The sequence below is a fragment of the Ancylobacter moscoviensis genome, from assembly GCF_007559435.1.
GTDB classification, from domain to species: Bacteria; Pseudomonadota; Alphaproteobacteria; order Rhizobiales; family Xanthobacteraceae; genus Ancylobacter; species Ancylobacter moscoviensis.
This window is the reverse complement of the sequence record NZ_VMBP01000002.1, coordinates 109426-133785: the sequence shown is the minus strand read 5'-3', so window position 1 is coordinate 133785 and position 24360 is coordinate 109426. Positions and strand designations below refer to the sequence as shown.

The 24360-nt window shown below is 68.9% G+C and carries 26 protein-coding genes; 16 read left to right on the top strand and 10 right to left on the bottom strand.

The window, feature by feature from the left end:
* Nucleotides 1-130 precede the first annotated feature (130 nt).
* A complete protein-coding gene (locus FO470_RS06780; protein WP_144342200.1) occupies nucleotides 131-730 on the bottom strand; it encodes an FMN-dependent NADH-azoreductase in 600 nt (199 codons plus the stop codon).
* 106 nt (nucleotides 731-836) lie between these two features.
* Between FO470_RS06780 and FO470_RS06775 the strand changes: the two genes are divergently transcribed.
* From FO470_RS06775 to FO470_RS06745, 7 genes are all read left to right on the top strand, one after another.
* Nucleotides 837-1268: a winged helix-turn-helix transcriptional regulator gene (locus tag FO470_RS06775; protein ID WP_144342199.1), complete on the top strand. Its 432-nt coding sequence runs from the start codon at nucleotides 837-839 to the stop codon at nucleotides 1266-1268.
* A 240-nt stretch (nucleotides 1269-1508) separates the two neighbouring features.
* A complete protein-coding gene (locus tag FO470_RS06770) occupies nucleotides 1509-2513 on the top strand; it encodes a Bug family tripartite tricarboxylate transporter substrate binding protein (protein WP_144342198.1) in 1005 nt (334 codons plus the stop codon).
* A gap of 110 nt (nucleotides 2514-2623) precedes the next feature.
* Entirely contained in the window at nucleotides 2624-3106 is a 483-nt protein-coding gene (locus FO470_RS06765; protein WP_144342197.1) for a tripartite tricarboxylate transporter TctB family protein, read from the top strand.
* Between the two features lie 33 nt (nucleotides 3107-3139).
* Entirely contained in the window at nucleotides 3140-4675 is a 1536-nt protein-coding gene (locus FO470_RS06760; RefSeq protein ID WP_144342196.1) for a tripartite tricarboxylate transporter permease, read from the top strand.
* A gap of 83 nt (nucleotides 4676-4758) precedes the next feature.
* Nucleotides 4759-5499 (top strand): GntR family transcriptional regulator, encoded by a 741-nt coding sequence (locus FO470_RS06755; protein ID WP_144342195.1) that lies wholly within the window; start codon nucleotides 4759-4761, stop codon nucleotides 5497-5499.
* 98 nt (nucleotides 5500-5597) lie between these two features.
* Nucleotides 5598-6887, top strand: coding sequence for a CaiB/BaiF CoA transferase family protein (locus FO470_RS06750; RefSeq protein ID WP_144342194.1), 1290 nt, complete (start codon nucleotides 5598-5600; stop codon nucleotides 6885-6887).
* Nucleotides 6884-7702, top strand: a complete 819-nt coding sequence (locus tag FO470_RS06745; RefSeq protein WP_144342193.1) for an enoyl-CoA hydratase/isomerase family protein — start codon at nucleotides 6884-6886, stop codon at nucleotides 7700-7702. Before FO470_RS06750 ends, FO470_RS06745 begins: the two co-directional genes overlap by 4 nt.
* Nucleotides 7703-7805: 103 nt before the next feature.
* On the opposite strand, the gene FO470_RS06740 is transcribed toward FO470_RS06745, so the two are convergent.
* From FO470_RS06740 to FO470_RS06720, 5 genes are all read right to left on the bottom strand, one after another.
* Nucleotides 7806-8819 (bottom strand): amino acid ABC transporter substrate-binding protein, encoded by a 1014-nt coding sequence (locus FO470_RS06740; protein ID WP_144342192.1) that lies wholly within the window; start codon nucleotides 8817-8819, stop codon nucleotides 7806-7808.
* A 66-nt stretch (nucleotides 8820-8885) separates the two neighbouring features.
* The gene (locus FO470_RS06735; protein WP_144342191.1) at nucleotides 8886-9509 is read right to left on the bottom strand and encodes a L,D-transpeptidase; all 624 of its coding nucleotides are present in this window, start codon (nucleotides 9507-9509) and stop codon (nucleotides 8886-8888) included.
* Between the two features lie 161 nt (nucleotides 9510-9670).
* Complete coding sequence (gene xylA / locus FO470_RS06730; protein WP_144342190.1) at nucleotides 9671-10996, bottom strand: xylose isomerase; 1326 nt, start codon at nucleotides 10994-10996, stop codon at nucleotides 9671-9673.
* Nucleotides 10993-12450 carry a xylulokinase gene (gene xylB, locus FO470_RS06725; protein WP_144342189.1) on the bottom strand — a complete coding sequence of 486 codons (1458 nt, stop codon included), beginning with the start codon at nucleotides 12448-12450 and terminating at the stop codon, nucleotides 10993-10995. Before xylB ends, xylA begins: the two co-directional genes overlap by 4 nt.
* A 35-nt stretch (nucleotides 12451-12485) precedes the next feature.
* Entirely contained in the window at nucleotides 12486-13523 is a 1038-nt protein-coding gene (locus tag FO470_RS06720; protein ID WP_186291874.1) for a LacI family DNA-binding transcriptional regulator, read from the bottom strand.
* A gap of 299 nt (nucleotides 13524-13822) precedes the next feature.
* Here FO470_RS06720 and xylF point away from each other — a divergent pair, with 299 nt between their 5' ends.
* The 8 genes from xylF (at nucleotide 13823) to FO470_RS06680 (ending at nucleotide 20459) form a co-directional block, all read left to right on the top strand.
* Nucleotides 13823-14863 carry a D-xylose ABC transporter substrate-binding protein gene (gene xylF, locus FO470_RS06715; protein ID WP_144342188.1) on the top strand — a complete coding sequence of 347 codons (1041 nt, stop codon included), beginning with the start codon at nucleotides 13823-13825 and terminating at the stop codon, nucleotides 14861-14863.
* 90 nt (nucleotides 14864-14953) lie between these two features.
* The gene (locus tag FO470_RS06710; RefSeq protein WP_144342187.1) at nucleotides 14954-16276 is read left to right on the top strand and encodes a sugar ABC transporter permease; all 1323 of its coding nucleotides are present in this window, start codon (nucleotides 14954-14956) and stop codon (nucleotides 16274-16276) included.
* A 100-nt stretch (nucleotides 16277-16376) separates the two neighbouring features.
* On the top strand, nucleotides 16377-17129 hold the full coding sequence (locus tag FO470_RS06705) for an ATP-binding cassette domain-containing protein (protein ID WP_186291900.1): 753 nt from the start codon (nucleotides 16377-16379) through the stop codon (nucleotides 17127-17129).
* 89 nt (nucleotides 17130-17218) lie between these two features.
* Nucleotides 17219-17629: a hypothetical protein gene (locus FO470_RS06700; protein WP_144342185.1), complete on the top strand. Its 411-nt coding sequence runs from the start codon at nucleotides 17219-17221 to the stop codon at nucleotides 17627-17629.
* Between the two features lie 78 nt (nucleotides 17630-17707).
* Nucleotides 17708-18262 carry a copper chaperone PCu(A)C gene (locus FO470_RS06695; protein WP_144342184.1) on the top strand — a complete coding sequence of 185 codons (555 nt, stop codon included), beginning with the start codon at nucleotides 17708-17710 and terminating at the stop codon, nucleotides 18260-18262.
* A 94-nt stretch (nucleotides 18263-18356) separates the two neighbouring features.
* Complete coding sequence (locus FO470_RS06690) at nucleotides 18357-19727, top strand: PepSY-associated TM helix domain-containing protein (protein WP_144342183.1); 1371 nt, start codon at nucleotides 18357-18359, stop codon at nucleotides 19725-19727.
* A gap of 57 nt (nucleotides 19728-19784) precedes the next feature.
* On the top strand, nucleotides 19785-20213 hold the full coding sequence (locus FO470_RS06685) for a winged helix-turn-helix domain-containing protein (protein ID WP_144342182.1): 429 nt from the start codon (nucleotides 19785-19787) through the stop codon (nucleotides 20211-20213).
* 48 nt (nucleotides 20214-20261) lie between these two features.
* Nucleotides 20262-20459 carry a hypothetical protein gene (locus FO470_RS06680; RefSeq protein WP_144342181.1) on the top strand — a complete coding sequence of 66 codons (198 nt, stop codon included), beginning with the start codon at nucleotides 20262-20264 and terminating at the stop codon, nucleotides 20457-20459.
* On the opposite strand, the gene modC is transcribed toward FO470_RS06680, so the two are convergent.
* From modC to FO470_RS06660, 4 genes are all read right to left on the bottom strand, one after another.
* Complete coding sequence (gene modC / locus FO470_RS06675) at nucleotides 20456-21565, bottom strand: molybdenum ABC transporter ATP-binding protein (protein ID WP_144342180.1); 1110 nt, start codon at nucleotides 21563-21565, stop codon at nucleotides 20456-20458. The two genes, FO470_RS06680 and modC, sit on opposite strands and share 4 nt — an antisense overlap.
* Before the next feature lie 10 nt (nucleotides 21566-21575).
* Entirely contained in the window at nucleotides 21576-22265 is a 690-nt protein-coding gene (gene modB / locus FO470_RS06670; RefSeq protein WP_144342794.1) for a molybdate ABC transporter permease subunit, read from the bottom strand.
* A 169-nt stretch (nucleotides 22266-22434) separates the two neighbouring features.
* Complete coding sequence (gene modA, locus FO470_RS06665) at nucleotides 22435-23232, bottom strand: molybdate ABC transporter substrate-binding protein (protein WP_144342179.1); 798 nt, start codon at nucleotides 23230-23232, stop codon at nucleotides 22435-22437.
* Between the two features lie 233 nt (nucleotides 23233-23465).
* Nucleotides 23466-23705 (bottom strand): hypothetical protein, encoded by a 240-nt coding sequence (locus tag FO470_RS06660; RefSeq protein ID WP_144342178.1) that lies wholly within the window; start codon nucleotides 23703-23705, stop codon nucleotides 23466-23468.
* Nucleotides 23706-24028: 323 nt separating this feature from the next.
* Here FO470_RS06660 and FO470_RS06655 point away from each other — a divergent pair, with 323 nt between their 5' ends.
* Nucleotides 24029-24289 carry a hypothetical protein gene (locus FO470_RS06655; RefSeq protein ID WP_186291873.1) on the top strand — a complete coding sequence of 87 codons (261 nt, stop codon included), beginning with the start codon at nucleotides 24029-24031 and terminating at the stop codon, nucleotides 24287-24289.
* The last annotated feature ends 71 nt before the right edge of the window (nucleotides 24290-24360 follow it).

Genomic DNA, 24360 nt, shown 5'->3' with positions numbered 1-24360 from the left:
TTCCGACACTCCCGAAGGGAAGATCGTCATGGCCGGGCTTGACCCGGCCATCCATGCCTTGATGGGGCTCGTCCAATACGTGGATCCCCGGGCCAGGCCCGGGGATGACGGTCGTCGGAGAGGACAGCCCTCACGCCGCCTTCAGCGCCGCCGCGCTTTTCAGCGCGCCCTCCAGCGCCGCGTCGCGCTGGCCGGCGGCGATGCCGTCCGCGGCGATGAATTCCGGCGTGATGCCGATGAAGCCGAACACCCAGCGCAGATAGGTTTCGGCGTGCTCGCCAGCCGCCGCCGCGGCGTTGTTGCCGTAATGGCCGCCGCGCGCCAGCGCGACGATCACCCGCTTACCGGCGGCGAGGCCCACCACCGTGCCGTCCGCGTTGTAGGCGAAGGTCTTGCCGGGCACGAGGATGCGGTCGATCCAGGCGCGCAGCTGGGTGGGGATCGAGAAATTATACATCGGCGCGCCGATCACCACGATGTCGGCGGCGAGGAAGTCGTCGAGCGCCTGCTGGCTCGCCGCGTCGCCCTGCCCGCCCGAGAGCGGGTGGTCGGCCGGCATGCTAGCGGGCGTCGCGTGCGGCAGCGGATCAGCCGCCAGATCGCGATAGACCACCTTCAACGAGGGATCGGCGGCGGTGAGCCGCGAGACGATGGCGGAGGTGACCTGACGGCTCACCGAATGGCCGCCGAGAATGGAGGAGTCGATGTGCAGGAGCGTGCCGTTCGACATGATGGGACCTGTGATTTCCTAGGTTACGTTTTGTTACCTGGACTAATTACGTGCCCATCCCTACATTCCACAAGAACGCACATGCTCCATACCGAGGCACACCGAAGTGACTGAGGCACATCCACATTTCCACAGCGAGGACTGCCGCAAGGTCAGCCGCCTGCTTGCCCGGATCGGCGACAAATGGAGCGTGCTGATCGTCATGCTGCTGGCGAACGGGCCGCGCCGCTTCAACGAGATGAAGCGCATGATCGACGGCATCTCGCAGCGCATGCTCACCCTCACCCTGCGCGGTCTGGAGCGCGACGGGCTGGTCTCGCGCACCGTCTACCCGACCATCCCGCCGCGGGTCGATTACGAGTTGACGCCGCTCGGCCATTCGCTGCGCGAGCCGGTCATGGCGCTCGGCCAATGGGCGCAGGCCAATCTCGGCGCGATCGCCGCCGCGCAGGAGGATTTCGACCGCCGCTGCGCCGCCGAGGGCAAGGAGCCGCGCCACAGCCCGCCGGATGTCGCGCGTCCTCAGGCGAGGGCGTGACGCGCGGTGCACCCTCGCCCACTTCTCCCATCCCACTGATTCATAAAAGAGAATTCTATTGCCGGACCACTCCATCGCGTGGCGACCGGAGACCTGTCCGCCACTCCCGCGCCGTCCCTCGCCGGCATCGAGCGAAAATCGCATCCATAATTATTGATGTGAAATGATTGATGCGATAGCGTTCCCCTCAAGAACCGCGAGGCAAAGCCCGCCCAAATAATTCTCATGGGGAGGAATTGAATGCCCAAGCACGCCCTAACTGCGTTTGCGCTCACGCTTTCGGTGGTCGTCCCGACCGCCGCGCTCGCCGAATGGAAACCGAACCGCCCGGTGGAGTTCGTCGCCGCGGCCGGCCCCGGCGGCGGCACCGACACCTTCGCCCGCGTCGTCCAGTCGGCGCTCAGCAAGAACGAGCTGCTGACCACGCCGATCATCGTCAGCAACAAGTCCGGCGGCTCCGGCGCGGAGACCTTCATCTACGCCAAGTCGAACAAGGGCGATCCCTACAAGCTCTATTTCGGCACGCAGGACGCCTATGTCCTGCCGCTCGCCAACAAGCTCTCCTACAGCCAGAAGGACCTCACCCCGGTCGCCGCGATGGTGTTCGACCCCTTCATCCTGTGGGTGAATCCGAAGACCTCGGGCATCGAGGACGTCAAGGGCTTCATCGCCAAGGCGAAGGAGAATCCCGGCCAGCTCAAGCTCGGCGGCGCCAAGGCCAAGGAAGCCGACGAGACGCTGATGACGCTCATCGAGCACAAGACCGGCGTCGACCTCACCTACATCCCCTACAAGTCGGGCAGCGAGGCGGCCATCCAGGTGGCCGGCGGCCACATCACCGCCAACGTTAACAATCCCAGCGAGAGCGTCGAGCAGTGGAAGGCCGGCGTGCAGAAGCCGCTCTGCGTGTTCGAGAGCGAACGCCTCGCCGACAAGACGGTCATCGCCGACGGCATGTCCTGGAATGACGTTCCGACCTGCGTCGAGGCCGGCATCGACGTGAAGACCTTCGCCCAGCCGCGCACCATCTGGGCGGCCGCGGACATCCCGCCGGAGGCGCTCGCCTACTACACCGAGCTGTTCACCAAGGCGGCCGGCACGCCGGAGTTCAAGGGCTATCAGGAGCGCGGCGCGCAGATCCCGCGCCTGCTCACCGGCGACGCCTTCAAGGACTTCATCAAGCAGCACGAGGCCACCTACGCCGAGATCTACAAGGCGAATGGCTGGCTGCGCGCCGAGCAGTGAGCCCGCGCTTTTGGTGAAACGAGGGGGCGGCGCGCCCGCCCCTTCTCCTTCTCGACCCGGATCGCAGATCCTGCGGGAGCGCGACGGCGTGCCCGCCCCGGAGTGACGTCATGGATATCTCGCGCAACACCATGGAGATCGCGACCGCCTGCGCCACCGCCCTCGTCGGCGGGATCGTGTGCTACGGCGCGTCCCTCAACGGCATCAGCTGGAACGAGAGCGGTCCGCAGCCGGGCTATTTCCCCTTCTATATCGGCGCCCTCATCATCTTCGGCAGCGCCGCCACCATCCTCCAGACGGTGCTGCGCCGGGCCTCGACCTCCGACGTCTTCATCGACGGCGAGCGGCTGCGCACCATCGTCGCCTTCTTCCTGCCGATCGTCGTGATGGTGGCGATCTCCGCCTGGCTCGGCCTCTACATCGGCATGGCGCTCTACACCTTCTACGCCATGCGCATGGCCGCCGGCTTCCGCACCGCGACCTCGCTGCTCACCGCCGCCATCGTGGTCGCGGTCAACTTCGTCATCTTCGAGAAGATCTTCATGGTCCCGCTGCTGAAGGGGCCGATCCTCGAATATTTCGGCATCTACTGAGAACAAGAAGAAGAGACGGGAGAGGGAACGGCCATGGGCAATTTCGGCCAGTTGATGGACGGCTTCGCCGTCGCGCTCACCGCCCACCATGTGATGATCATGGCGGTGGGCGTGCTGCTCGGCCTGGTGGTCGGCGTGCTCCCCGGCCTCGGCGCGCCCAACGGCGTGTCGTTGCTGCTGCCGCTCACCTTCACCATGGACCCGATCTCGGCGATCATCCTGCTCACCTCCATGTACTGGGGCGCGCTGTTCGGGGGATCGACGACCTCCATCCTGTTCAACATTCCCGGCGAACCCTCCTCCGTCGCCACGACGTTCGACGGCTATCCGCTCGCCCGGCAGGGGCAGGCGGTGCGCGCGCTCACCCTCGCCTTCACCTCGGCCGGCATCGGCGCCCTCACCGGCGTGATCGTCATCACCCTGCTGTCGAGCTGGGTCGCCAATTTCGCCATGCGCTTCGGCGCGGCCGAGTATTTCGCGGTCTACTTCATGGCCTTCGCCAGCTTCATCGGCATGGCCGGAGGCTCGCCCTTCAAGACGCTGGTCTCGATGATGCTCGGCTTCGCCGCCGCCACGGTGGGCATCGACACCATCTCCGGCGAGAGCCGCCTGACCTTCGAGATCGACGAGCTCATCGGCGGCATCAGCTTCCTCATCGCCGTCATCGGCCTGTTCGGCCTGGGCGAGCTGCTGCTCACCATGGAGGAAGGGCTGAAGTTCGAGGGCGTGAAGGCCAAGCTCGACATGCGCACCATCCTGCGCACGGTGGCCGAAGTGCCGCGCTACTGGGTCACGCTGGTGCGCAGCGCGCTCATCGGCTGCTGGATGGGCATCACGCCGGGCGGCCCGACCGCCGCTTCCTTCATGAGCTACGCGCTGGGCCGGCGCTTCTCCCGCCGCGGCAGGAATTTCGGGAAGGGCGAGCCCGAAGGCATCGTCGCGCCCGAGACCGCCGACCATTCGGCCGGCTCCTGCGCGCTGCTGCCGATGCTGGCGCTGGGCATTCCCGGCTCCGCCACCGCTGCGGTGATGATGGGCGGCCTGATGATCTGGGGCCTCTCGCCCGGCCCGATGCTGTTCTCCACCCGGCCGGATTTCGTCTGGGGCCTCATCGCCTCCATGTACATGGGCAACCTCATCGCCGTCGTGCTGGTGCTCGCGACCGTGCCGCTCTTCGCCTACATCCTGCGCGCGCCCTTCACCGTCGTCGGGCCGATGATCACCATCGTCTGCGTCATCGGCGCCTACACGGTCGCCAACCACGTATTCGACATCTGGCTGGCGCTGGCCTTCGGCATCGTCGGCTACGTCTTCAAGAAGCTCGACTACCCGCTCGCGCCCTTCGTCCTCGCCATGGTGCTGGGCGACAAGGCCGAGGACGCCTTCCGCCAGGCCATGCTGACCTCGGACGGCTCGCCGGCGATCTTCTTCTCCAACGCCCTCGTCTCCACCATGATGGGGCTCGGCATCCTGCTGCTGTGCCTGCCGCTGATCACCGTCCTGTTCAAGGGCGGCCTGTTCGGCCGGCCGGCCGCCGGCGACGCCGAGGCCCATGGGAGGTCGGCGTGATCGTCTTCCCGATACCGGCGGTTCCCGGCTATCCTTCCGTCGGGAAACGCTCAGGCTCGCAGAAGCCGCCAAGGATAAAACGCATGCCGTCCGCTCCGATCGTCCGACACTCTCTCCACGAATCCCTCGTGGCGCCCTTGCGGGAGATGATCCTGCAGGGCGAACTGCGGCCCGGCGAGAAAGTGCCGGAGGAGCAGCTGTGCGAGCGCTTCGGGGTCTCCCGCACACCGATCCGCGAGGCTCTGAAGGTGCTCGCCGCCGAGGGCGTGCTGCAGATCCTGCCCCATCGCGGCGCCATCGTCGCGCGCATCACCGAGGAGCAGATCGAGGAGCTGTTCCCGATCATGGCCTCGCTGGAGCGCCTCGCCGGCCTGCTCGCCTGCGCCCGCGCCAGCGATGCCGACATCGCCCGCGTCCGCGCGCTGCACGACCGGATGATGGAGTATTTCGAGAAGGGCGAGGAAGTCGAGTATCTCAGCCACAACCGGCTGATCCACGAATCCTTCTTCGAGATCGCCGGCAACGTCACGCTGTCCGCCTTCTACCAGCAGATCCTCACCCGCATCCATGCCTGCCGCTTCGTCGTGCGCAAGAGCCGCGAGCACTGGGCCGCCGCCGTGGTCGAGCACAACGCCATGATCGAGGCGCTGGAAGCGCGCGACGCGCCCCGCCTCGCCGCCCTGCTCGAAACCCACGTCATGGGCACCACCTCCGGCATCGCCCGCGCCTTCATCAACCGCACCAGCGCGGAAGCCCCGGCCGAGCCGGCGGATGAGCGCGGCGCGGCGCGGGGGCGCAGGACATCGACCTCCGAGCCGGTCTGAGATCCCCGGCTCCGCCCGCTGCGGCGGAGCCGCTTCCGTCATTCGTAATTATTGATTGTGAATTCGGGCGCCGCGCCCACCGCAGAAAGGTAGAACCGATGAGCGATGTTCTGGATCAGGCCCGGGAAAACCCCGCCGCCGGCAATCCCGCCAGCACACCGCAGCGCGAGGCGCGGACCGAGGGCGCGGCGCGCCCGCTGCCGCTGGCCGGCGTGCGGGTTCTCGACGTCAGCCAGGTGATGGCCGGTCCCTATAGCTGCATGCTGCTCGGCGACCTCGGTGCCGACGTGATCAAGATCGAGCCGCCGGGCACTGGCGACCAGACCCGCGGCGCCATGGGATTCAAGATGAAGGGGCCCGACAGCATGGGCTTCCTCAACATGAACCGGAACAAGCGCTCGGTCGCCGTGAACCTCAAGAGCGAAGCCGGCCGCGAGCTGTTCTACGAGCTGGTGAAGAGCGCCGACATCCTGGTCGAGAACTACCGACCGGGCGTGATGAAGAAGCTCAAATGCGACTATGAGACGGTGCGCCAGTACAATCCGCGCCTCGTCTACGCCTCCATCTCCGGCTTTGGCCAGACCGGCCCCTGGGCCGGCCGCCCGGGCTTCGACCTGATGGCGCAGGCCATGTCCGGCGTGATGAGCGTCACCGGCCATCCCGGCGGCCTGCCGGTCAAGGCCGGCGTGCCGGTGGCCGATATCGGCTGCGGCCTGTTCGCCACCTATGCCGTGCTCGCCGCCTATATCGGCGCGAAGAACACCGGCGAGGGCCAGTACATCGACGCCTCGCTGTTCGAGGCCGCCCTCGCCTTCTCGGTGTGGGACATCTCCGAATATTGGGGCCGCGGCACCCAGCCGATCCCGCTCGGCACCGCCAACCGCATGAGCGCGCCCTATCAGGCGGTGAAGTCCTCCGACGGCTATTTCGTCATGGGCGCCACCAACCAGAAGCTCTGGCTGCAGCTCTGCGAGACCATCGGCCGGCAGGATCTCCTCGAGGATCCCCGGTTCAAGACCAATCCCGACCGGCTCGCCCATCGCGAGGAGCTGATCGTCGAGCTGGAGAAGACCTTCGTCACCCGCACCTCCGACGACTGGGTGGAAAGCCTGCTCGCCGTCGGCATCCCCGCCGGCACCATGCACAGCTACCCGGAAGCCTTCGAGAGCGAGCACGGCCGGCACCGCCAGATGCGCATCGAGATCGACCACCCCAACGAGGGCAAGGTGTCGAACATCGGCTTTGCGGTTAAGCTGACCGGCACGCCGCAGCAGGTGCGCCGGCATCCTCCCCTGCTCGGCCAGCACACCGACGAAGTGCTGAAGGAGATCGGCCTCGACGCCGCCGCCGTCGAAGCCCTCACCGCCCGTGGAGCCTTCGCGCCATGAACCTCGCCACCACAACCGTCGCCAGGCCCGAGGCACCCGCCGCGCCGGACCAGGGAACCGTCCGCTTCACGAAGGACGGCGCCGTCGCCCGCCTCGTCTTCGACCGGCCCTCCGCCCGCAACGCCATGACCTGGCGCATGTATGAGGAACTGGCGGCGGCCTGCGCGGCGATCGCCGCCGATCCGTCCATCCGCGTGGCCGTGCTGCGCGGCGCCGGCGGCAAGGCGTTCGTCGCCGGCACCGACATCGAGCAGTTCCGCGCCTTCTCCTCCGGCAATGACGGCATCGCCTATGAGGAGAAGGTCGAGCACTATGTCGGCGGACTGGAAGCCCTGCCCGTTCCCACCGTCGCGGTGGTGGAAGGCTGGGCGGTCGGCGGCGGCATGGCGCTGGCCAATGCCTGCGATTTCCGCGTCGCCACGCCCGGCGCGCGCTTCGGCGTGCCCATCGCCCGCACCCTCGGCAACTGCCTGTCGGCGTCCAACGTCCAGCGCCTCGCCGCCACGCTCGGCGTGAGCATGGTCAAGCGCATGCTGCTGCTGGCCGAGACGCCCGTCGCCGAGGAACTGCTGCCCGGCTACGTCTCCATCGTTCCGGCGGAGGAGATCGACGCGAAGGTCGAGGAGCTGTGCGCGCGCCTCGCCGGCCATGCGCCGATCACGCTGCGCGTGACCAAGGAGATTCTGCGGCGCCTCGCCCGCGACCCGCACGCCGCCGATTCCGATCTGGTGCGCGAAACCTATGGCAGCGCCGATTTCCGCGAGGGCGTCGAGGCCTTCCTGGCCAAGCGCCCGCCGAACTGGCGGGGCGTCTAGGCCCCGCGCAGACCCTCTGCAGGCTCTCCCTCGAGGAGCAACTGAAAAGCCGGCGACCCGTCATGGATCGCCGGCTTCCTTTCTTCCGGGATATGGACCCGCCTCAGCGGATCGGCGGCGCGTACTGGATGCCGCCGGCGCTCCAGAGCTGGTTGATGCCGCGGGGGATGCCGAGCGAGGACTGCGAGCCGATATTGCGCTCGAACACCTCGCCGTAATTGCCGACATTCTTGACGATCCGCACCGCCCAGTCCTTGGTCAGGCCGAGCTGCTCGCCATAGGCGCCGTCGGTGCCGACAAAGCGCTTCACGTCCGGCTTGTCGGACTTGAGCGCCTGGTCGAGGCTCGCCGTGCTGATGCCCAGCTCTTCGGCGTTCAGCAGCGCGTAGAGGCTCCACTTGACGATGTTGAGCCACGCGTCGTCGCCCTGGCGCACCACCGGGCCGAGCGGCTCCTTGGAGATCACGTCGGGCAGCACGATGTGGTCGGCGGGCTTGGGCAGCTTAAGGCGCAGCGCGTAGAGCTGCGACACGTCGGTCGTCAGCACGTCGCACTTGCCGTCGGCATAGGCCTTCACCACCTCGTCGACGGTCGGCAGCTGGATCAGCTCCAGCTCCATCTTGTTCTGCTTGAAATAGTCCTGCGCGTTGAGGGCGCTGGTCGTGCCGCTCTGGGTGCAGACCTTGGAGCCGCCGAGTTCCAGCGCGCCCATCACGTTCTTGCCGGCCGGCACCATGAAGCCCTGGCCGTCATAATAGGAGATGCCGGCGAAAAGCAGCTTCAGCTCGGCCTCGCGCTGCAGCGTCCAGGTCGAGTTGCGGGAGAGGACGTCGATCTCGCCCTTCTGCAGCGCCGGGAAGCGCGCCTCGGCGGAAAGCGGCACATACTCCACCTTGGAGGGGTCGTCGAAGACCGCCGCCGCCACCGCGCGGCAGAAATCGACGTCGAAGCCGCTCCAGGCGCCCTTGTCGTCCTTGGCCGAGAAACCGGCGAGGCCCTGGCTGACGCCGCACTTCAGCGTGCCGCGCGCCTTCACGTCGGACAGCGTGTCCGCATGGGCGAAGCCGGCCGTGAGAAGAACGCCGGCGGCGGCCAGCGCGGTTGCGATCCTGTTCATGTTTCCCCCAGATCGGTCGACGGCACCGGAAGGTCCGGAGCGTCGATATTCACAAAAACCGGACGCTCAGAGCTCGGGCGCCTGACGGATGATCACCTTCGTCCCCACCGGCACGCGGTTGTAGAGGTCCTGCACGTCCGCATTCACGAGACGGAAGCAGCCGGAGGAGATCGCCATGCCGATGGTGTTCGGCATGTTGGTGCCGTGGATGCGGTAGACCGTGGAGCCCAGATAGAGCGCGGCAGCGCCCATCGGGTTGCCGGGACCGCCGGCCATGAAGCGCGGCAGGTAGGGCTGGCGCTGGATCATCTCCGGCGGCGGCGTCCAGTCCGGCCACTCCGCCTTGCGGGTCACCTTCTGCAGGCCGGCCCACTGGAAGCCGTCGCGGCCCACGCCGATGCCGTAGCGCAGCGCCCGGTTGTCGCCCTGCACGAGGTACAGGAAGCGCTCATTCGTATGGACGATGATCGTGCCCGGCGGCTCGTTGGTGCGGAAATAGACCGGCTGCCGGCGGAAGGCCGGGTCGAGCTGCTCCTCGTCGGCCGACGGCACGTAGCCGGGCTTCTCCGGCACGTCGACGATCTGGTTGCCCATGCCGCCCGGCGGACGCATCTGGGCGTCCGCATCGGCGGCCATAAAGGACAGGGCGGCCACGGCGGCCAGCGCTGCTCCCATCATGCGATGACGCATTCGTCACTTCCCCTCTTGAAGGCGTCCTCCCGCGCGAAAGCGGGGTGCCGAGTCACGGGTCGTCCCGCCGGGGATCGAACGGGGGAAATGCCGCCAAGTCAATCACAGTAAGATGAAATCTGCGCCGGAGGACGAAGCCCGGCGCAGATTTTGCCAATCGTTCAGCGCAGGTAGCTGCCGGCCAGCGCCTCGAAGCGCTCCTGCCGGCCCGAACGCGGCTGCGGGTCGAGGCCGGCGGCTTCCACCCGCGCGGCGATGACGTCGAGCGAGGAGCCCGGCGCCAGCATCGCCCTGGCGTCCGGCGTCTGCCAGCCGGCATAGCGCTCGTCCACCGCATGCTGGAGAGCGCCGTCCTCGATCATGTCGGCGGCGATCAGCAGCGCCCGCGCGCACACGTCCATGGCGGCGGCGTGGGCGATGACGAGGTCTTCCGGCTCGATCGACTGGCGGCGCACCTTGGCGTCGAAATTGGTGCCGCCGGTGGTGTAGCCGCCCGCCCGCAGGATCTCGTACATGGCGAGCGCGGTGTCCTCGACATTGGTCGGGAACTGGTCGGTGTCCCAGCCGGACTGGGCGTCGCCCTTGTTCATGTCGATCGAGCCGAACACGCCGAGCGCCGCCGCCATGGCGATCTCGTGCTCGAAGCTGTGGCCGGCGAGCGTGGCGTGGTTGGCCTCGATGTTGAGCTTGACCTCCTTCTCGAGGCCAGCCCGGCAGAGCAGGCCGTACACCGTGCCGACATCGAAGTCGTACTGGTGCTTGGTCGGCTCCTGCGGCTTCGGCTCGATCAGGATCGTGCCCTTGAAGCCGATCTTGTGCTTGTGCTCGACCACGAGGTTGAGGAAGCGCGCCATATGGTCGAGCTCGCTCTTCAGGTCGGTGTTCAGCAGCGTCTCGTAGCCCTCGCGCCCACCCCAGAGCACGTAGTTCTGGCCGCCGAGCTCGTGCGTCACCTCCAGCACGTTCTTCACCTGCGCGGCGGCATAGGCGAACACGTCCGGGTCCGGGTTGGTCGCCGCGCCGGCCATGAAGCGGCGGTTGGAGAACAGGTTCGCCGTGCCCCAGAGCAGGCGCACCTTCGAGGTCTCCATCTTCCTGGCGAAGATGTCGGCGATGGCGCGCACATTGGCGTTGCTCTCCTTCAGGCTGCGGCCCTCGGGAGCGATGTCGCGGTCATGGAAGGCGAAGAACGGCGCGTCGAGGATGCGGAACAGCTCGAAGGCAACGTCCGCCTTGGCGCGGGCGAGCGCCATCTCGTCGGCGCCGTGCATCCACGGACGCAGGAAGGTCTCGCCGCCGAAGGGGTCGCCGCCCGGCCAGGTGAAGCTGTGCCAGTAGGCGACGGCGAAGCGCAGATGGTCCTCCATCCGCTTGCCCAGCACCACGCGGTCCTTGTCGTACCAGCGGAAGGTGAAGGGGTCGCGGCTCTCCGGGCCGGCATATTTCAGCGGCTCCGTGGAAGCGAAGAAACCGGCGGGCGCATTCATGACGTCACTCCCTTGAGCGCGGGATACAGCGCCCGGTAGAGCGCGTGCCGTTCCGCATAGGCTTGTTGAAGGGCCGGATCGGGCTCGATGGTCTCGATGCGGCGCGGCGGCAGGCAGATGTCGGCCGGCGCCTCGCCGGTCGCCGCCATGCGCGCCAGCCGGGCGGCGCCGAACGCCCCGCCGCGCTCGCCGTCCTCGATCCGGTTGAGCGGCAGGCCGAGCACGCTCGCCAGCACCGCGATCCAGAAGCGCGAGCGCGAGCCGCCGCCGATCACGTCGGCCTCGCTCAGCCGCGTTCCGGCGGCGCCGAGCGCGTCGAGGCAGTCCTTGAAGGCGAAGGCGACGCCTTCGAGCACCGCCTGCGTCATCGTCTCGCGTGTCGCGTCATGGTCGAGCTCGGCGAAGGTGGCGCGGATCTTCGTGTCGTTGTGCGGCGTGCGCTCGCCGGAGAGATAGGGCAGGAAGATCGCCTTGGAGGGCGCCTGCGGCGCGGCGCCCAGCGGCGCCAGCAGGTCGCCTGGCGTCTGCTGGGCGACGTTCGACCACCATCCCAGCGCCGAGGCGGCGGAGAGGATCACCCCCATCTGGTGCCAGGTCGCCGGTATGGCGTGGCAGAAGGCATGGACGCTCGATTCCGGGTTCGGCGCGTAGCGGTCGGTGGTCGCCCACAGCACGCCCGAGGTGCCGAGCGAAACGAAGGCGTTGCCGGCCTTGATGGCGCCGAGGCCGATCGCCCCGGCGGCATTGTCGCCCGCCCCGCCGGCCAACACCGGCGGCGTCGTCATGCCCCAGCGGGCGGCAAGCTCCGGCATCAGCCGTCCGGCGGCCGCGCTGCCCTCGACGAGACGCGGCATGTTCTCGCGGCTCATATAGGTGGCGGCCAGCGCCTCGTCCGACCAGTCGCGCCGGGCAACGTCGAGCCAGAGCGTGCCCGAGGCGTCGGACATCTCCTCCACCATCTCGCCGGTCAGGCGATAGCCCACATAGGCCTTGGGCAGCAGCACCTTCGCCATGCGGGCGAAGATCTCCGGCTCGTGCTTTCTCACCCACAGGAGCTTGGGGGCGGTGAAGCCGGGGAAGGCGAGATTGCCGGCGACACGGTGCAGCGCCGGGAAGCGTTCCTCCAGTTCCCGGCACTCGGCCGAGGAGCGCCCGTCATTCCACAGGATCGCCGGGCGCAGCACCGCCCCCGCCTTGTCCAGCAGCACGGCGCCGTGCATCTGCCCGGACAGGCCGACGCCGCGCACGGCGGCGAGCGCCTGCGGCTTCTCGGCCTTCAGCTTGTCGATGCTGGAGAGCGTCGCCTGCCACCAGTCTTCCGGGTTCTGCTCGCTGAAGCCCGGCTGCGGGCGGGAAATCGCCAGCGGCGTCTCGGCGGTCGCGACGACGCTCTGCGCGTCGTCGACCAGCACGGCCTTGATGGCGGACGTTCCAATATCGAGGCCGAGAAACATGCCTCACTCCCTTTCGACACGACTGAACTGGGGAATCACGGCAGGTTGTCTCGCACGAAGATGTCGATGCGGATACGTTCCTGTTCGTTCAACAGCGGCTCGCCGGCGCAGTGCGCCAGCAGCACCCGGGCGGCCGAGCGCGACTGGTGCCCGGCATCCTGGTTGATCACCGCGTCCATCACCCCCCGCAGCAGGAAGCGTCGCGTGTCGTCGGTCAGGTCGTGGCCGATGAAGATCAGGTCGTCGGCGCGGTTGGCGGCCGAAATCGCCGCCGCGACGCCGCGATTGCCCGCGCCGGCATTGTAGAGGCCCACGAGATCGGACGCGTCGCGCAGCATCCGGGCGACGATGGCCTCGGTCCGCTCGTCCTCGTCGAGGCTTTCCTCCACCGGCAGCACCTTCAGCGCCAGATATTCGCCCGCCAGCACCTGGGTGAAGCCGAACTGGCGCTCGGCATGGTCGCGCAGCGCCGGCGTTCCGACGATCAGCCCCACCGTGCCCCGCCGTCCCCCGGCGAAGCGCCCGAGCAGCGTCGCGGCGGTGCGGCCGGCGGCGATGTTGTCGATGCCGACGTAATGAAGGCGGTGCGAGGACGGCACATCCGAGACCAGCGTCACCACGGCGACACCGGCGGAAGCGAGGTCGTCGATCGCCGCCCGCACCCGCGGATGGTCGAGCGCCACCACGGCGATGCCGTCATAATGACCGACGAGCCCCTCCAGCGCCGAGGCCAGCGTCTCCGGCGCGAACACGTCGACACGCAGCGTGTCGATATAGGCGTTGTTGGCGGCCAGCCAGCTCGCGGTATTCGAGACCTGCTCGGCCAACAGCCGCATGAAGACGTTGGTGCCGACCGGCAGCACGAAGCAGAAACGGTAGGTTTCCCCCCGCGCGAGACGCGCCGCCGCGAGGTTCGGACGGTAGCCGAGCCGCACCACCGCATCGCGCACGCGCTCCGCCGTCACGCCGCGCACGCCGGCCCGGCCGTTGAGCACGCGGTCGGCCGTCGCCAGCGAAACGCCGGCCTCGCGGGCCACGTCTTGCAGGGTTATGCGCGAAACACCTCTGGACATGTCGCCATGTTGCCCTCAAAATCTGAGGTACGCAACTCATCGCGCGCCGTCGTCCACTAGACCAAGTAAGGAAGGCGCCGGGGCTCGCGATTTGGTAGGTTCATGTCGATCACCCCGCAGGACGAGGTGTCCGGAATGACGTCGGCCCTCGACAGGCCGATCAAGAATACGACGAAATTCGACCCGCTTGAGGTTCGAACGTCAAGCAGACCGCGGCATGCATGCCCCCCGCGACATTCTCGCGGGAAGGCGGCCAAGCCGGGCGGCACTCGGGAATCGCACCCATTTGGGAGGAAAGCATGAAGCTGAAACTGATGATCACGGCCGCCGCCTTTGCCACGCTCGTGGCGGCCGGCGCCGCGCGTGCCCAGGACGTCGTGGTCGGCGTGAGCTGGTCCAACTTCCAGGAAGAGCGCTGGAAGACCGACGAGGCGGCGATCAAGAAGGCGCTGGAAGCCGCCGGCGCCAAGTACATCTCCGCCGATGCCCAGTCCTCGGCGGCCAAGCAGCTCTCGGACGTCGAGGCGCTGATCGCTCAGGGCGCCAACGCCCTCATCATCCTGGCGCAGGATTCCGACGCCATCGCCCCCGCCATCACCAAGGCGCAGAACGAGGGCATCCCGGTGGTCGGCTATGACCGGCTGATCGAGAACCCCTATGCCTACTACATCACCTTCGACAACAAGGAGGTCGGTCGCCTCCAGGCCGCCGAGGTGCTGAAGCTCAAGCCGAAGGGCAACTACATCTTCATCAAGGGCTCGGCCTCCGACCCGAACGCCGACTTCCTGTTCTCTGGCCAAATGGAAGTGCTCAAGCCCGCCATCGACAAGGGCGACATCAAGAATGTCGGCGAGGCCTATACCGACAGCTGGCTGCCGGCCAACGCCCAGCGCAACACCGAGCAGTTCCTGACCGCCACCAACAACAAGGTCGATGCCGTCGTCGCCTCCAACGACGGCACCGCGGGCGGCGCCGTGGCCGCGCTCGCCGCGCAGGGCCTCGCCGGCTCCGTGCCGGTCTCCGGCCAGGACGCCGACTTCGCGGCGCTGAACCGCGTGGCGCTCGGCACCCAGACCGTGTCGGTGTGGAAGGATTCGCGCGAGCTCGGCAAGCACGCGGCGGAGATCGCGCTCACCCTCGCCAAGGGCACCGATCCCAAGGCCGTGCCGGGCACCACCAGCTTCACCGGCGGCCCGAAGGGCGTGCCGATGAACTCCACCTTCCTGAAGCCCGTCCCGATCACCAAGGACAATCTCGACGTGATCATCGAGGCCGGCTGGGTGCCGAAGGCCACCGTCTGCCAGGGCGTGAAGCCCGGTACGGTGAAGGCCTGCAACTGATCCGGGCGTGACAACCGCGGCGGGGCCCGAACCCCGCCGTCCGCCCCACGGGGCGCCCGCGCTGGCTCGCGCGGGCTCAGGAGGACGCACATGAGCGACACCACCACGGCCAGCACGCCCGTTCCGTCATCCAGGCCGCAGGGGTCGCCGGCAGCGGCGCCGACCTCCCTTGTCGGCGCGCTGGAGATCGACGTGCGCTTCCTCGGCATGATCGGCGCCCTCGCCGTCATCTGGGTCGTCTTCGATTTCCTGGCCGACGGCACGTTCCTGACGCCGCGCAATCTCTGGAACCTGTCTGTCCAGAGTTCGTCCATCGCCGTCATGTCCACCGGCATGGTGCTGGTGATCGTGATGCGCCACATCGACCTGTCGGTCGGCTCGATCCTCGGCGTCACCGGCATGATCATGGCCGTGTTCCAGGCGAGCTACCTGATGCCGACCTTCGGCTTCAACCATCCCGCCGTGATGGTGCTCACCCTCGCCGCCGGCATCGCCATCGGAGCCGCCATCGGCGCGCTGCACGGCTTCGTCATCGCCTATCTCGGCGTGCCCGCCTTCATCGTCACGCTGGGCGGCCTGCTGGTCTGGCGCGGCGCCGCCTGGGCCGTCGCCCAGGGCAAGACCATCCCGCTCGTCGACGACAACTTCAAGCTGCTCGGCGGCGGTGCCGACGGCTCGATCGGCGCCACCTGGAGCTGGATCGTCGCCGCCGTCGCCTGCGCCGCCATCGCCTTCGCGGCCGTGCAGGCGCGCCGCCAGCGCCAGCGCTTCCATTTCCCGCTGAAGCCCGTCTGGGCCGAGATCGTGCTGGTCGGCGCCGGCTGCCTGGCCGTGATCGCCGCCACGCTGGTGGTCAATGCCTACACGTTGCCGCCGGTGCTCGCCCGCCGCTACGCCGAGGCGGCCGGTCTCACCGTCCCGCCGGAGGGCATCACCATCAGCTTCGGCTACGCGGTGCCCGTGCTCGTCGCGCTGGCGGTCGGCATCGTCATGACCTTCGTGGCCACCCGCACCCGCTTCGGCCGCTACGTCTTCGCCATCGGCGGCAATCCGGAGGCGGCCGAGCTCGCCGGCATCAACACCAAGCGCGTCACCATGGCGGTGTTCGCGCTGATGGGCGCGCTCGCCGCCATCGGCGCCGCCATCTCCACCGCCCGCCTCAACTCGGCGACCAACGCGCAGGGCACGCTGGACGAGCTCTACGTCATCGCCGCGGCGGTCATCGGCGGCACCTCGCTGGCTGGCGGCGCCGGCACCATCGCCGGCGCCATGCTCGGCGCGCTGGTGATGCAGAGCCTCCAGTCCGGCATGGTGCTGATGCGCGTCGACACGCCCTATCAGAACATCGTCGTCGGCATCGTGCTGGTGTTCGCCGTGTGGATCGACACCGTCTACCGCAAGCGGTTCAAGTGAGGAGCGCGGCCACATGAACACCGCCACCAGCACCCCCGCCCAGTCCGCCACCGCCCTGCCGCCCGGCGCCTCGCACATCGCCGGCACGCCGCTGGTCGAGATGCGCGACATCTGCATCGCCTTCGGCGGCATCCACGCCGTCGATCATGTCAGCGTCGACCTGATGCCCGGCGAGGTCGTCGCCCTGCTCGGCCACAACGGCGCCGGCAAGTCGACGCTGATCAAGATCCTCGCCGGCGCCTACAAGGCCGACACCGGCGATATCCGCATCAACGGCGAGGCGGCCAGCATCGCCAATCCGCGCGACGCCAAGCGCTACGGCATCGAGACGATCTACCAGACGCTCGCCCTCGCCGATAACGTCGACGCCGCCGCCAACCTCTTCCTCGGCCGCGAGTTGCTCACCGCCTGGGGCACACTCGACGACGTGGCCATGGAGGCGGCGACGCGCGAGGTGATGGGCCGGCTCAACCCGAACTTCCGCAAGTTCAAGGAGCCGGTGCGCGGCCTTTCCGGCGGCCAGCGCCAGTCGGTCGCCATTGCCCGCGCCATCCACTTCAATGCCAAGATCCTGATCATGGACGAGCCCACCGCCGCGCTCGGCCCGCAGGAGACGGCGCAGGTGGCCGAGCTGATCAAGCAGCTCAAGGCCGAAGGCATCGGCATCTTCCTCATCAGCCACGACATCCACGACGTCTTCGACCTCGCGGACCGGGTGAGCGTGATGAAGAACGGCAAGCTGGTCGGCACCGCCCGCACCTCCGACGTCACCAAGGACGAGGTGCTCGGCATGATCATCCTCGGCAAGAGCCCGCCCGGCGCGGTGCCCGGCCCCGGCGCCTCCCTCGACTAGCTCCGCCGGACGCCCGCCAGCGGCGCCGTGCCGCTGTTCCTCCCCTCCCTCGCCTGTGCTAGATCGCGGGCGAGGGAGCGAGCTTTCCGATGCAGCCCGAACACAGGCACCCCGGCGGCAGGACGTCCGCCACGACGCTGCGCCAGATGGCGCTGGCGCTCGCGGTCGCCTATCTCATCGTGCTGCAGACGCTGCTCGGCGGCCTCGCCAGCGGCGCCCATGCCGCGAGCGGCGTCGCGCTGGACGCCTTCGGGCAGGTGCTCTGCGTCGGCGCGCATAACGCTCCTTCCTCGCCGGACGAGCCGGCCCACCACACCCCCGACTGCTGCACCACCGGCTGCCAGATGTCGGCCGGCGCCGGCTTGCCACCGCCCGCTTCGATCAGCCTCGCCGCCCCGTCCGCGGCGGTCCTGCTGCGCAAGGTGGTGCCGCGCAGCGCCGCCGTCGCCCTCGGCGTCGAGCGCTCGCCCCGGCACACCCGCGCCCCTCCCCTCGCCTGACCTCGACCCTTCCAATCCGTCGAATGTCAGTCGAACCGCCGGCCGCGCACAGAGCCCGCCGGCAAAGGGAGTGCTCCCATGATCCGCTTCATGCTGAACCGCGTGCTGCGCCACACCGAGGACCGCATCGGCTTCCTCACCCTCGCCGCCGCCCTCGCCCTCTTCGCCATGCAGCCCGTCGCGGCGCACGAGTTCAAGCTCGGCGAGCTTGAGATCGGCCATCCCTGGGCACGCATGACGCCCGCCGGCGCCAAGGTCGGCGGCGGCTACCTCACCGTCGAGAACGACGGCAAGGAGGCCGACCGCCTCGTCGCCGCCACCGCCGAGGTCGCCGAGCGCGTGGAAATCCACGAGATGAGCGTCAAGGACGGCGTCATGAACATGCGCATGCTCGCCGACGGGCTGGAGATTCCGGCCGGCGGCGAGGTCAAGCTGGCGCCGGGCGGCTACCACCTCATGATGATGGGGCTCAAGCAGCCGCTGAAGCAGGGCGAATCCTTCAAGGGCACACTCACCTTCGCCAAGGCGGGCACGGTGAACGTCGAGTTCAAGGTCGAAGGCATGGGCGGCCCGCAGGGCGCCCAGCCCGCCGGGCACGACGGCCATAGCGGCCACGCCACGCCGGCCAACTGACCCGTCCCGCCGCGCGAGGAGAGGCCGGCCGTCGCAGCTGACGGCCGGCAGCGCCGACGCGCGCCCATGTGCCCCTTATTTCCGGATCGTTCCGATGAACGCGACAGCCACGCGCGCCGCCCCGGCGCCCGCCGAGGCGGGAGACCGCTCGGCCAGCCTCTACCGCGCCGTCTGGCGCTGGCACTTCTATGCCGGCCTGATGGTACTGCCCTTCATGGTCCTGCTCGCCGTCACCGGCGGGCTCTATCTCTTCCGCGACGAGATCGACGGCCTCTGGCACCGCGACCTCAAGCAGGTGGCGCTGCGCGAGAGCGCCGTCCGCCCGCCTTCCGCCTGGACCGAAGCGGCGCTCGCCGCGCGTCCCGGCACGGTGCTCAAGGTCATCATGCCGGCGACGCCGGAAACCTCCGCCGAGGTTGTCGTGAAGACCGCCGAGGGCGCCCGCCGCTCGGTCTATGTCGATCCCTACGATGCCCGCGTGCTCGGCGAGCTCGCCGACAGGGGCACCGTCATGTGGCTCGTCCGCCGGCTCCACAGCCTCGCCGAGTTCGGCCCCATCGCCAACGGCGTCATCGAGATCGTCGGCGGCTGGTCGATCCTGCTGGTCGGCACCGGCTTCTATCTCTGGTGGCCGCGCCGCCAGCGCGGGGGCGTCGTCACCGTGCGCGGCACGCCGGGCCGGCGCGTCTTCTGGCGCGACCTACACGCCGTCACCGGCGCCTTCGCCGGCCTCGCCATCGGCTTCCTGTCGCTGTCCGGCATGCCGTGGTCGGTGCTGTGGGGCGCGAAGGTCAACGAATGGGCGAACAGCTCGAATTACGGCTATCCGGCCGGCCTCTACGTGAACGTGCCGATGTCGGACGAACACCTCGCCCACGCCAACGGCCCGACCGCCTGGTCGCTGGAGCAGGCGAGGATGCCGGAATCGGGCCCGCCCGCCGGCGCGCCCGTCGGCATTGATGAGGCGGCGGCCACCTTCGAGCGGCTCGGCCTCGCGCCGGGCTACGCGCTCAGCCTGCCCGGCGGCCTGGCCGGCGTCTATTCCGCCGCCGTCTACCCGGACGACCTCGCGCGGCAGCGCGTCGTCCATCTCGACCAGTACAGCGGCAAGCCCCTGCTCGACATGAGCTATGCCGATTACGGCCCGGCCGCCAAGGCGATGGAATGGGGCATCAACGTGCATATGGGCCAGGAATACGGGCTGGCGAACCAGCTCTTCATGCTGGCCCTGTGCCTCGCCGTCATCCTCATGTCGGTCTCGGCCGGGGTGATGTGGTGGAAGCGCCGCCCCAGGGGCTCGCTCGGCATCCCGCCGGCGCCGGCGGACGGCTCGGTGATGCGCGGCCTCATCGCCCTCATGGCGGTCGTCGGGCTCATCTTCCCGCTGGTCGGCGCCTCGCTGCTGGTCATGGTGCTGCTCGACCTCGCCTTCGCCCGCCGCCGTCCCCGGATGAGGGCCGCCTGAGCGGGTTCCCGCCCCGCGCCTCTTCCCCTAACATCGCGTTCGTGGGAAGGGGCGCGCATGGCACCGCAGAACATTGAAGAAGCAGACGAAACGGCCGCACCCCGGCCGCGCGACGGGCTGTTCATCCGCGTCTATTTCGGCGACGGACGACACGTCGGGCCGGGCATGATCGAGCTGCTGGAGACCATCCGCGCCGAGCGCTCCATCCTGTCGGCCGCCCGCCGCATGGGCATGAGCTACCGGCGCGCCTGGCTGCTGGTGGACGAGATCGGCCGCAATTTCCGCGAGCCGGTGGTGGAGACCCATCCCGGACGACGCGGCCACGGCACCGACCTCACCCCCTTCGGCGAACGGCTGATCGCGCTCTATCGCGAGATCGAGCAGCGCAGCGCCGCCGCCACCCGCTCGGCCGTCGAGGAGTTGCGCGCCGCCCTCTCGCCCGCCGGGAAGGCGCCGGAGACCACGCGGGAAAAAGCCGAGGGGTAGCGAGGAACCTTCGCCCCATCGGCCGTGTTCTCGCAGGGCGGAGGCCCCATGCAGACCATCATCCTCATCATCCTCGTCCTGCTGCTGCTCATAGCCACCGGCTTCATCAGCCATCGCGCCTATGGCGTGCGCGGCGCGCTGGTGGTGCTCGTCGTCGCGCTGATCGTCCTCGCCATCGTCGGCTTCATCAGCGACGAGGCCGCCGTCGGCCCCGGCGTCCCCCCGATCATCCAGCAGGATCCCTAAGGGGTCGCCGGGCCGCCGAAGTCCGGGCTGCGGCTGTCGACGGCAACGGTCTTGATCATCGCCCAGACCGGCATTCCCGGCCGCAGGCCGAGCCGCTCGACGCTCTCGCGCGTCACCATCGAGGCCAGCCGCCCCGGTCCGACGGCCAGCGCCACGTCGGCATAGGGCCCCTCCTGCAGGCGCACCTCCTCGACCGTCGCCGCCAGCAGGTTGGAGACCGAGACGTCCTGCGGCCGCGCCAGCGCGATGGCGACGTCGCGCGCCCGCACCCTCGCCCGCACCCGGGCGCCGACCGGCAGGTCCACCTGCGGCACGCGCAGCTCGCCGCCGGCAAAGGCGAGGCTGGAGAGCGCGTAATCGGCATCGTGCCGGCTCACCACGCATTCCAGCAGCGTGCCGACATCGAAGCGGCCGACCACCGGCAGGATCTCCGGCTGCGACATCACCTCGGCCACCGGCCCGGCCGCGACCTGCCGCCCGTCGCGCAGCGCCACAACCATGTCGGACAGGCGCAGCACCTCGTCGATGGAATGGCTGACATAGAGGATCGGCAGGCCCATCTCGTCGCGCAGCCGCTCCAGATAGGGCAGGATCTCGGCCTTGCGCGCCTCGTCGAGCGCCGCCAGCGGCTCATCCATCAGCAGCAGCCGCGGCTGGGCGAGCAGCGCCCGCCCGATGGCGACGCGCTGGCGCTCGCCGCCGGAGAGCGTGTGCGGCCGGCGCTTCAGCAGATGGCCGATGCCGAGCAGCTCGACCACCGCCTCGAAGCGGATCGGCCGCTCCGCCGCCCGGCTGCGCCGCTCGCCATAGCGCAGGTTGCTCTCCACCAGCAGGTGCGGAAACAGCCGCGCGTCCTGGAAGACGTAGCCGGTGCGGCGCGCCTCGATCGGCAGGTCGATGCCCCGCGCGGCGTCGAAGAAGACCTCGCCGCCCACGGCGATGCGCCCGGCGTCCGGCCGCACGACGCCCGCCACCGCCTGGATGATAGTCGTCTTGCCGGCGCCCGAACGCCCGAACAGCGCCGTGACCCCGGCGCCAGGCGCGGTGAAGGCGCTCTCCAGCGCGAAGCCGCCCGGACGGGCGAGGCGGATGTCGATCTCGATCATGCCCGTTCCCTCACACCCGCCCGATCAGGGTCCGGATGCGCCGGTCGACGAGGTTCGCCAGCAGCAGCGCGCCGAGCGCGAGGAGGATGGAGACGACGGTCAGCCGCAGCGCCATGGCGTCGCCGTCCGGCATGTGGGTGGCGCTGTAGATGGCGAGCGGGATGGTCCGCGTCTGCCCCTCGACATTGGAGACGAAGGTGATGGTGGCGCCGAACTCGCCGAGCGCCGAGGCGATGGCGAGCAGCGCGCCGGAGAGGATGCCCGGCAGCATCAGCGGCAGCGTCACCGAGAAGAAGACGTCGAGGCGCGAGGCGCCGAGCGTGCGCGCCGCCGTCTCCAGCCCCCGGTCCACCGCCTCCAGCGCCAGGCGGATGGCGTTCACGGTGAGCGGAAAGCTCACCACGGCCGCCGCCACCGTGGCGCCGGCCGTGGTGAAGATCAGCTTGATGCCGAACCAAGCGTCCAGATACTGCCCGATGAAGCCCCGCGCGCCGAGGGTCAGCAGCAGCAGATAGCCGACCACGACCTTCGGCAGCACGAGGGGGAGATAGACGAGGCCGTCGAGCAGCCCCTTGCCGGGAAAGCGCACGCGGGCCAGCACCCACGCCATCAGCACGGCGAAGGGCAGGCTCCAGAAGGTCGCCCAGAAGGCCACCTTCAGGCTGAGATAGACCGCGGTCCATTCCTCGGGCGTGAGCATATCCATCGCTTTGAAATCGAGCATCCTTCGAGGGCCCGCGGCGCGAGCGCCTCAGGATGACGTGGTTCTCTGGCTCCGACAAACCTGCGTCATGCTGAGGTGCCGGCCGGAAGGCCGGCCTCGAAGCACGCACATGGCTCAAGCCGCTCGGCCTCCCAGAAGGAGGCCGTCACTTCACCACGAAGCCGTACTTCGCGTAGATCGCCTTGGCGTCCGGCCCGACGAGGAAATCGAAGAACGCCTTGGTCGCCGGGTTGTCCTGGCCCTTCACGATCTCGAACGGATATTCGACCGGCGGGTGGCTGTCGGCCGGGAAGGTCGCGACCACCTTCACGTTCTTGGCGACGGCAGCGTCCGTGGAATAGACGATGCCGGCGGTCGCCTCGCCGCGCTCGACCAGCGCCAGCGCCGCGCGCACGCTCTCCGCGCCGACGATGCGCTCGCGCACCTTGTCCCATTGCCCGAGATTGGTGAGCGCGGTCTTGGCGTAGATGCCGATCGGCACGCTGTCGGTGATGCCGGTGGCGATCTTGCCGTCGGCGCCGAGGAAGGCGAGCCAGTCGAAGGACTTGTCGATGGTCACGTCCTTCGCCTTGTCGGCCGGCATGATTAGCACGAGGCTGTTGCCGATCGGGGTCACGCGGGTGGCCTTCAGCGTCAGGTCCTTGTCCTCGGCGTAGTCCATCCACTTGTTGTCGGCGGAAGCGAAGATCGCGGCGGGCGCGCCGGCCTCGAGCTGCTTGGCCAGCGCCGAGGAAGCGGCGAAGGAGAAGGTCACGTCCTTGGCCGTCTTCTCCTTGTAGAGCTTGCCGATGTCCTGGAAGGCGTTGGTCAGGCTCGCGGCGGCGAAGACGGTCGGCGTGGTCTCCTGCGCGCGCACCGCGGCGGGCACGACGGGCGCGCCGGCAAGCGCCGCGAGGGCAAAGGCGGCCGCGGCGCGGCGGAGGAAATGGCGACGAAACAACATGGCGTGGCTCCCTGGATCGTATATCCGCCCATATACATGTATTCTTCCATATACATGATTGGCCGTGGGATACCAGCGTGGATGCGGCGCGCGGGGACGTCGGCACGGCTGCCTCGCGGGCCGCGCGTCGGCACGTGCATTCGCCCCGTGCACGGGGCACGGGCCTGTCATCGGGGAATGTCGTGAGGCCGGGACGTCACCGTCCCGGAGGTCCGTCCGTCAGCCGGTCGGGCTCAGTCGATCATGCCGGTCTGCCGGGCCGTGTCGGCCGCCACCTGTTCGGCGGCCCCCACCAGGTCCCAGGCCGGAATGTCGCAATCCTTGCCGAAGGTGATCTGCGGGCCACGGCTGACCACGCGCCGGCCACAGCCGTCATCCACCACCGAGAACTCGTAGATATGGTGGGCGACGCGATGCATCACACGCACGGTGGAAGGCGAAAGCGTTACGACGTCGAAGTCGGCCTGCGGCATGTTCGTCCCCTCCCTTGCTGGCCTGCCGTAACGACAGGCGCGGCCGCTTTTCGCGGCTTCATCATGTGCCCCCCGGCGGCAAGACCGACGGATTTCGGAACTTTCGTCTAATCGGGGCGTTGGAACAACGGGAATCTGCACGAGGGGAACAGATTGCCGTTCTTGGGCGCGCGGGAGTGGAAAGGTTCCAGTTCGACATCGGTGCCGGCACCTGTTTCCGGCCCGTTGGCGCGTCCCCGTTCCCGCCCCTCAGACGCGACGGACCGGGGCACATCTCCTTCACATGCCGCCCTTGAGCCGAGCGCCAGCCGGAGATGCGCCTCATGAGCCGCACCACTGTCCTGATCATCGCCGCCATCGTCCTCATCCTCGCGGCCTATGCGGCCGTCCAGTATTCGGGACGAATGACGACCCAGACCACGGAAAATCCGACGCCGCCCGCCGCCTCGGAGCCCGCGACACCGCCGGCCGCCGCTCCCGACTCCTCGGCCACGACGCCGCCCTCCGCTCCGTCTCCGGCGCCCGAGACCACCACCCCACCGGCCCCGGGCGGATCGCCCTCGACCACCCCTTCCACGCCGTAACCGCGTTCACCCCGCGCCGTGCGTCCCACCTGACGGGACGCGCGGCGCGGCTCTTCGGCGCCGCTCCCGCC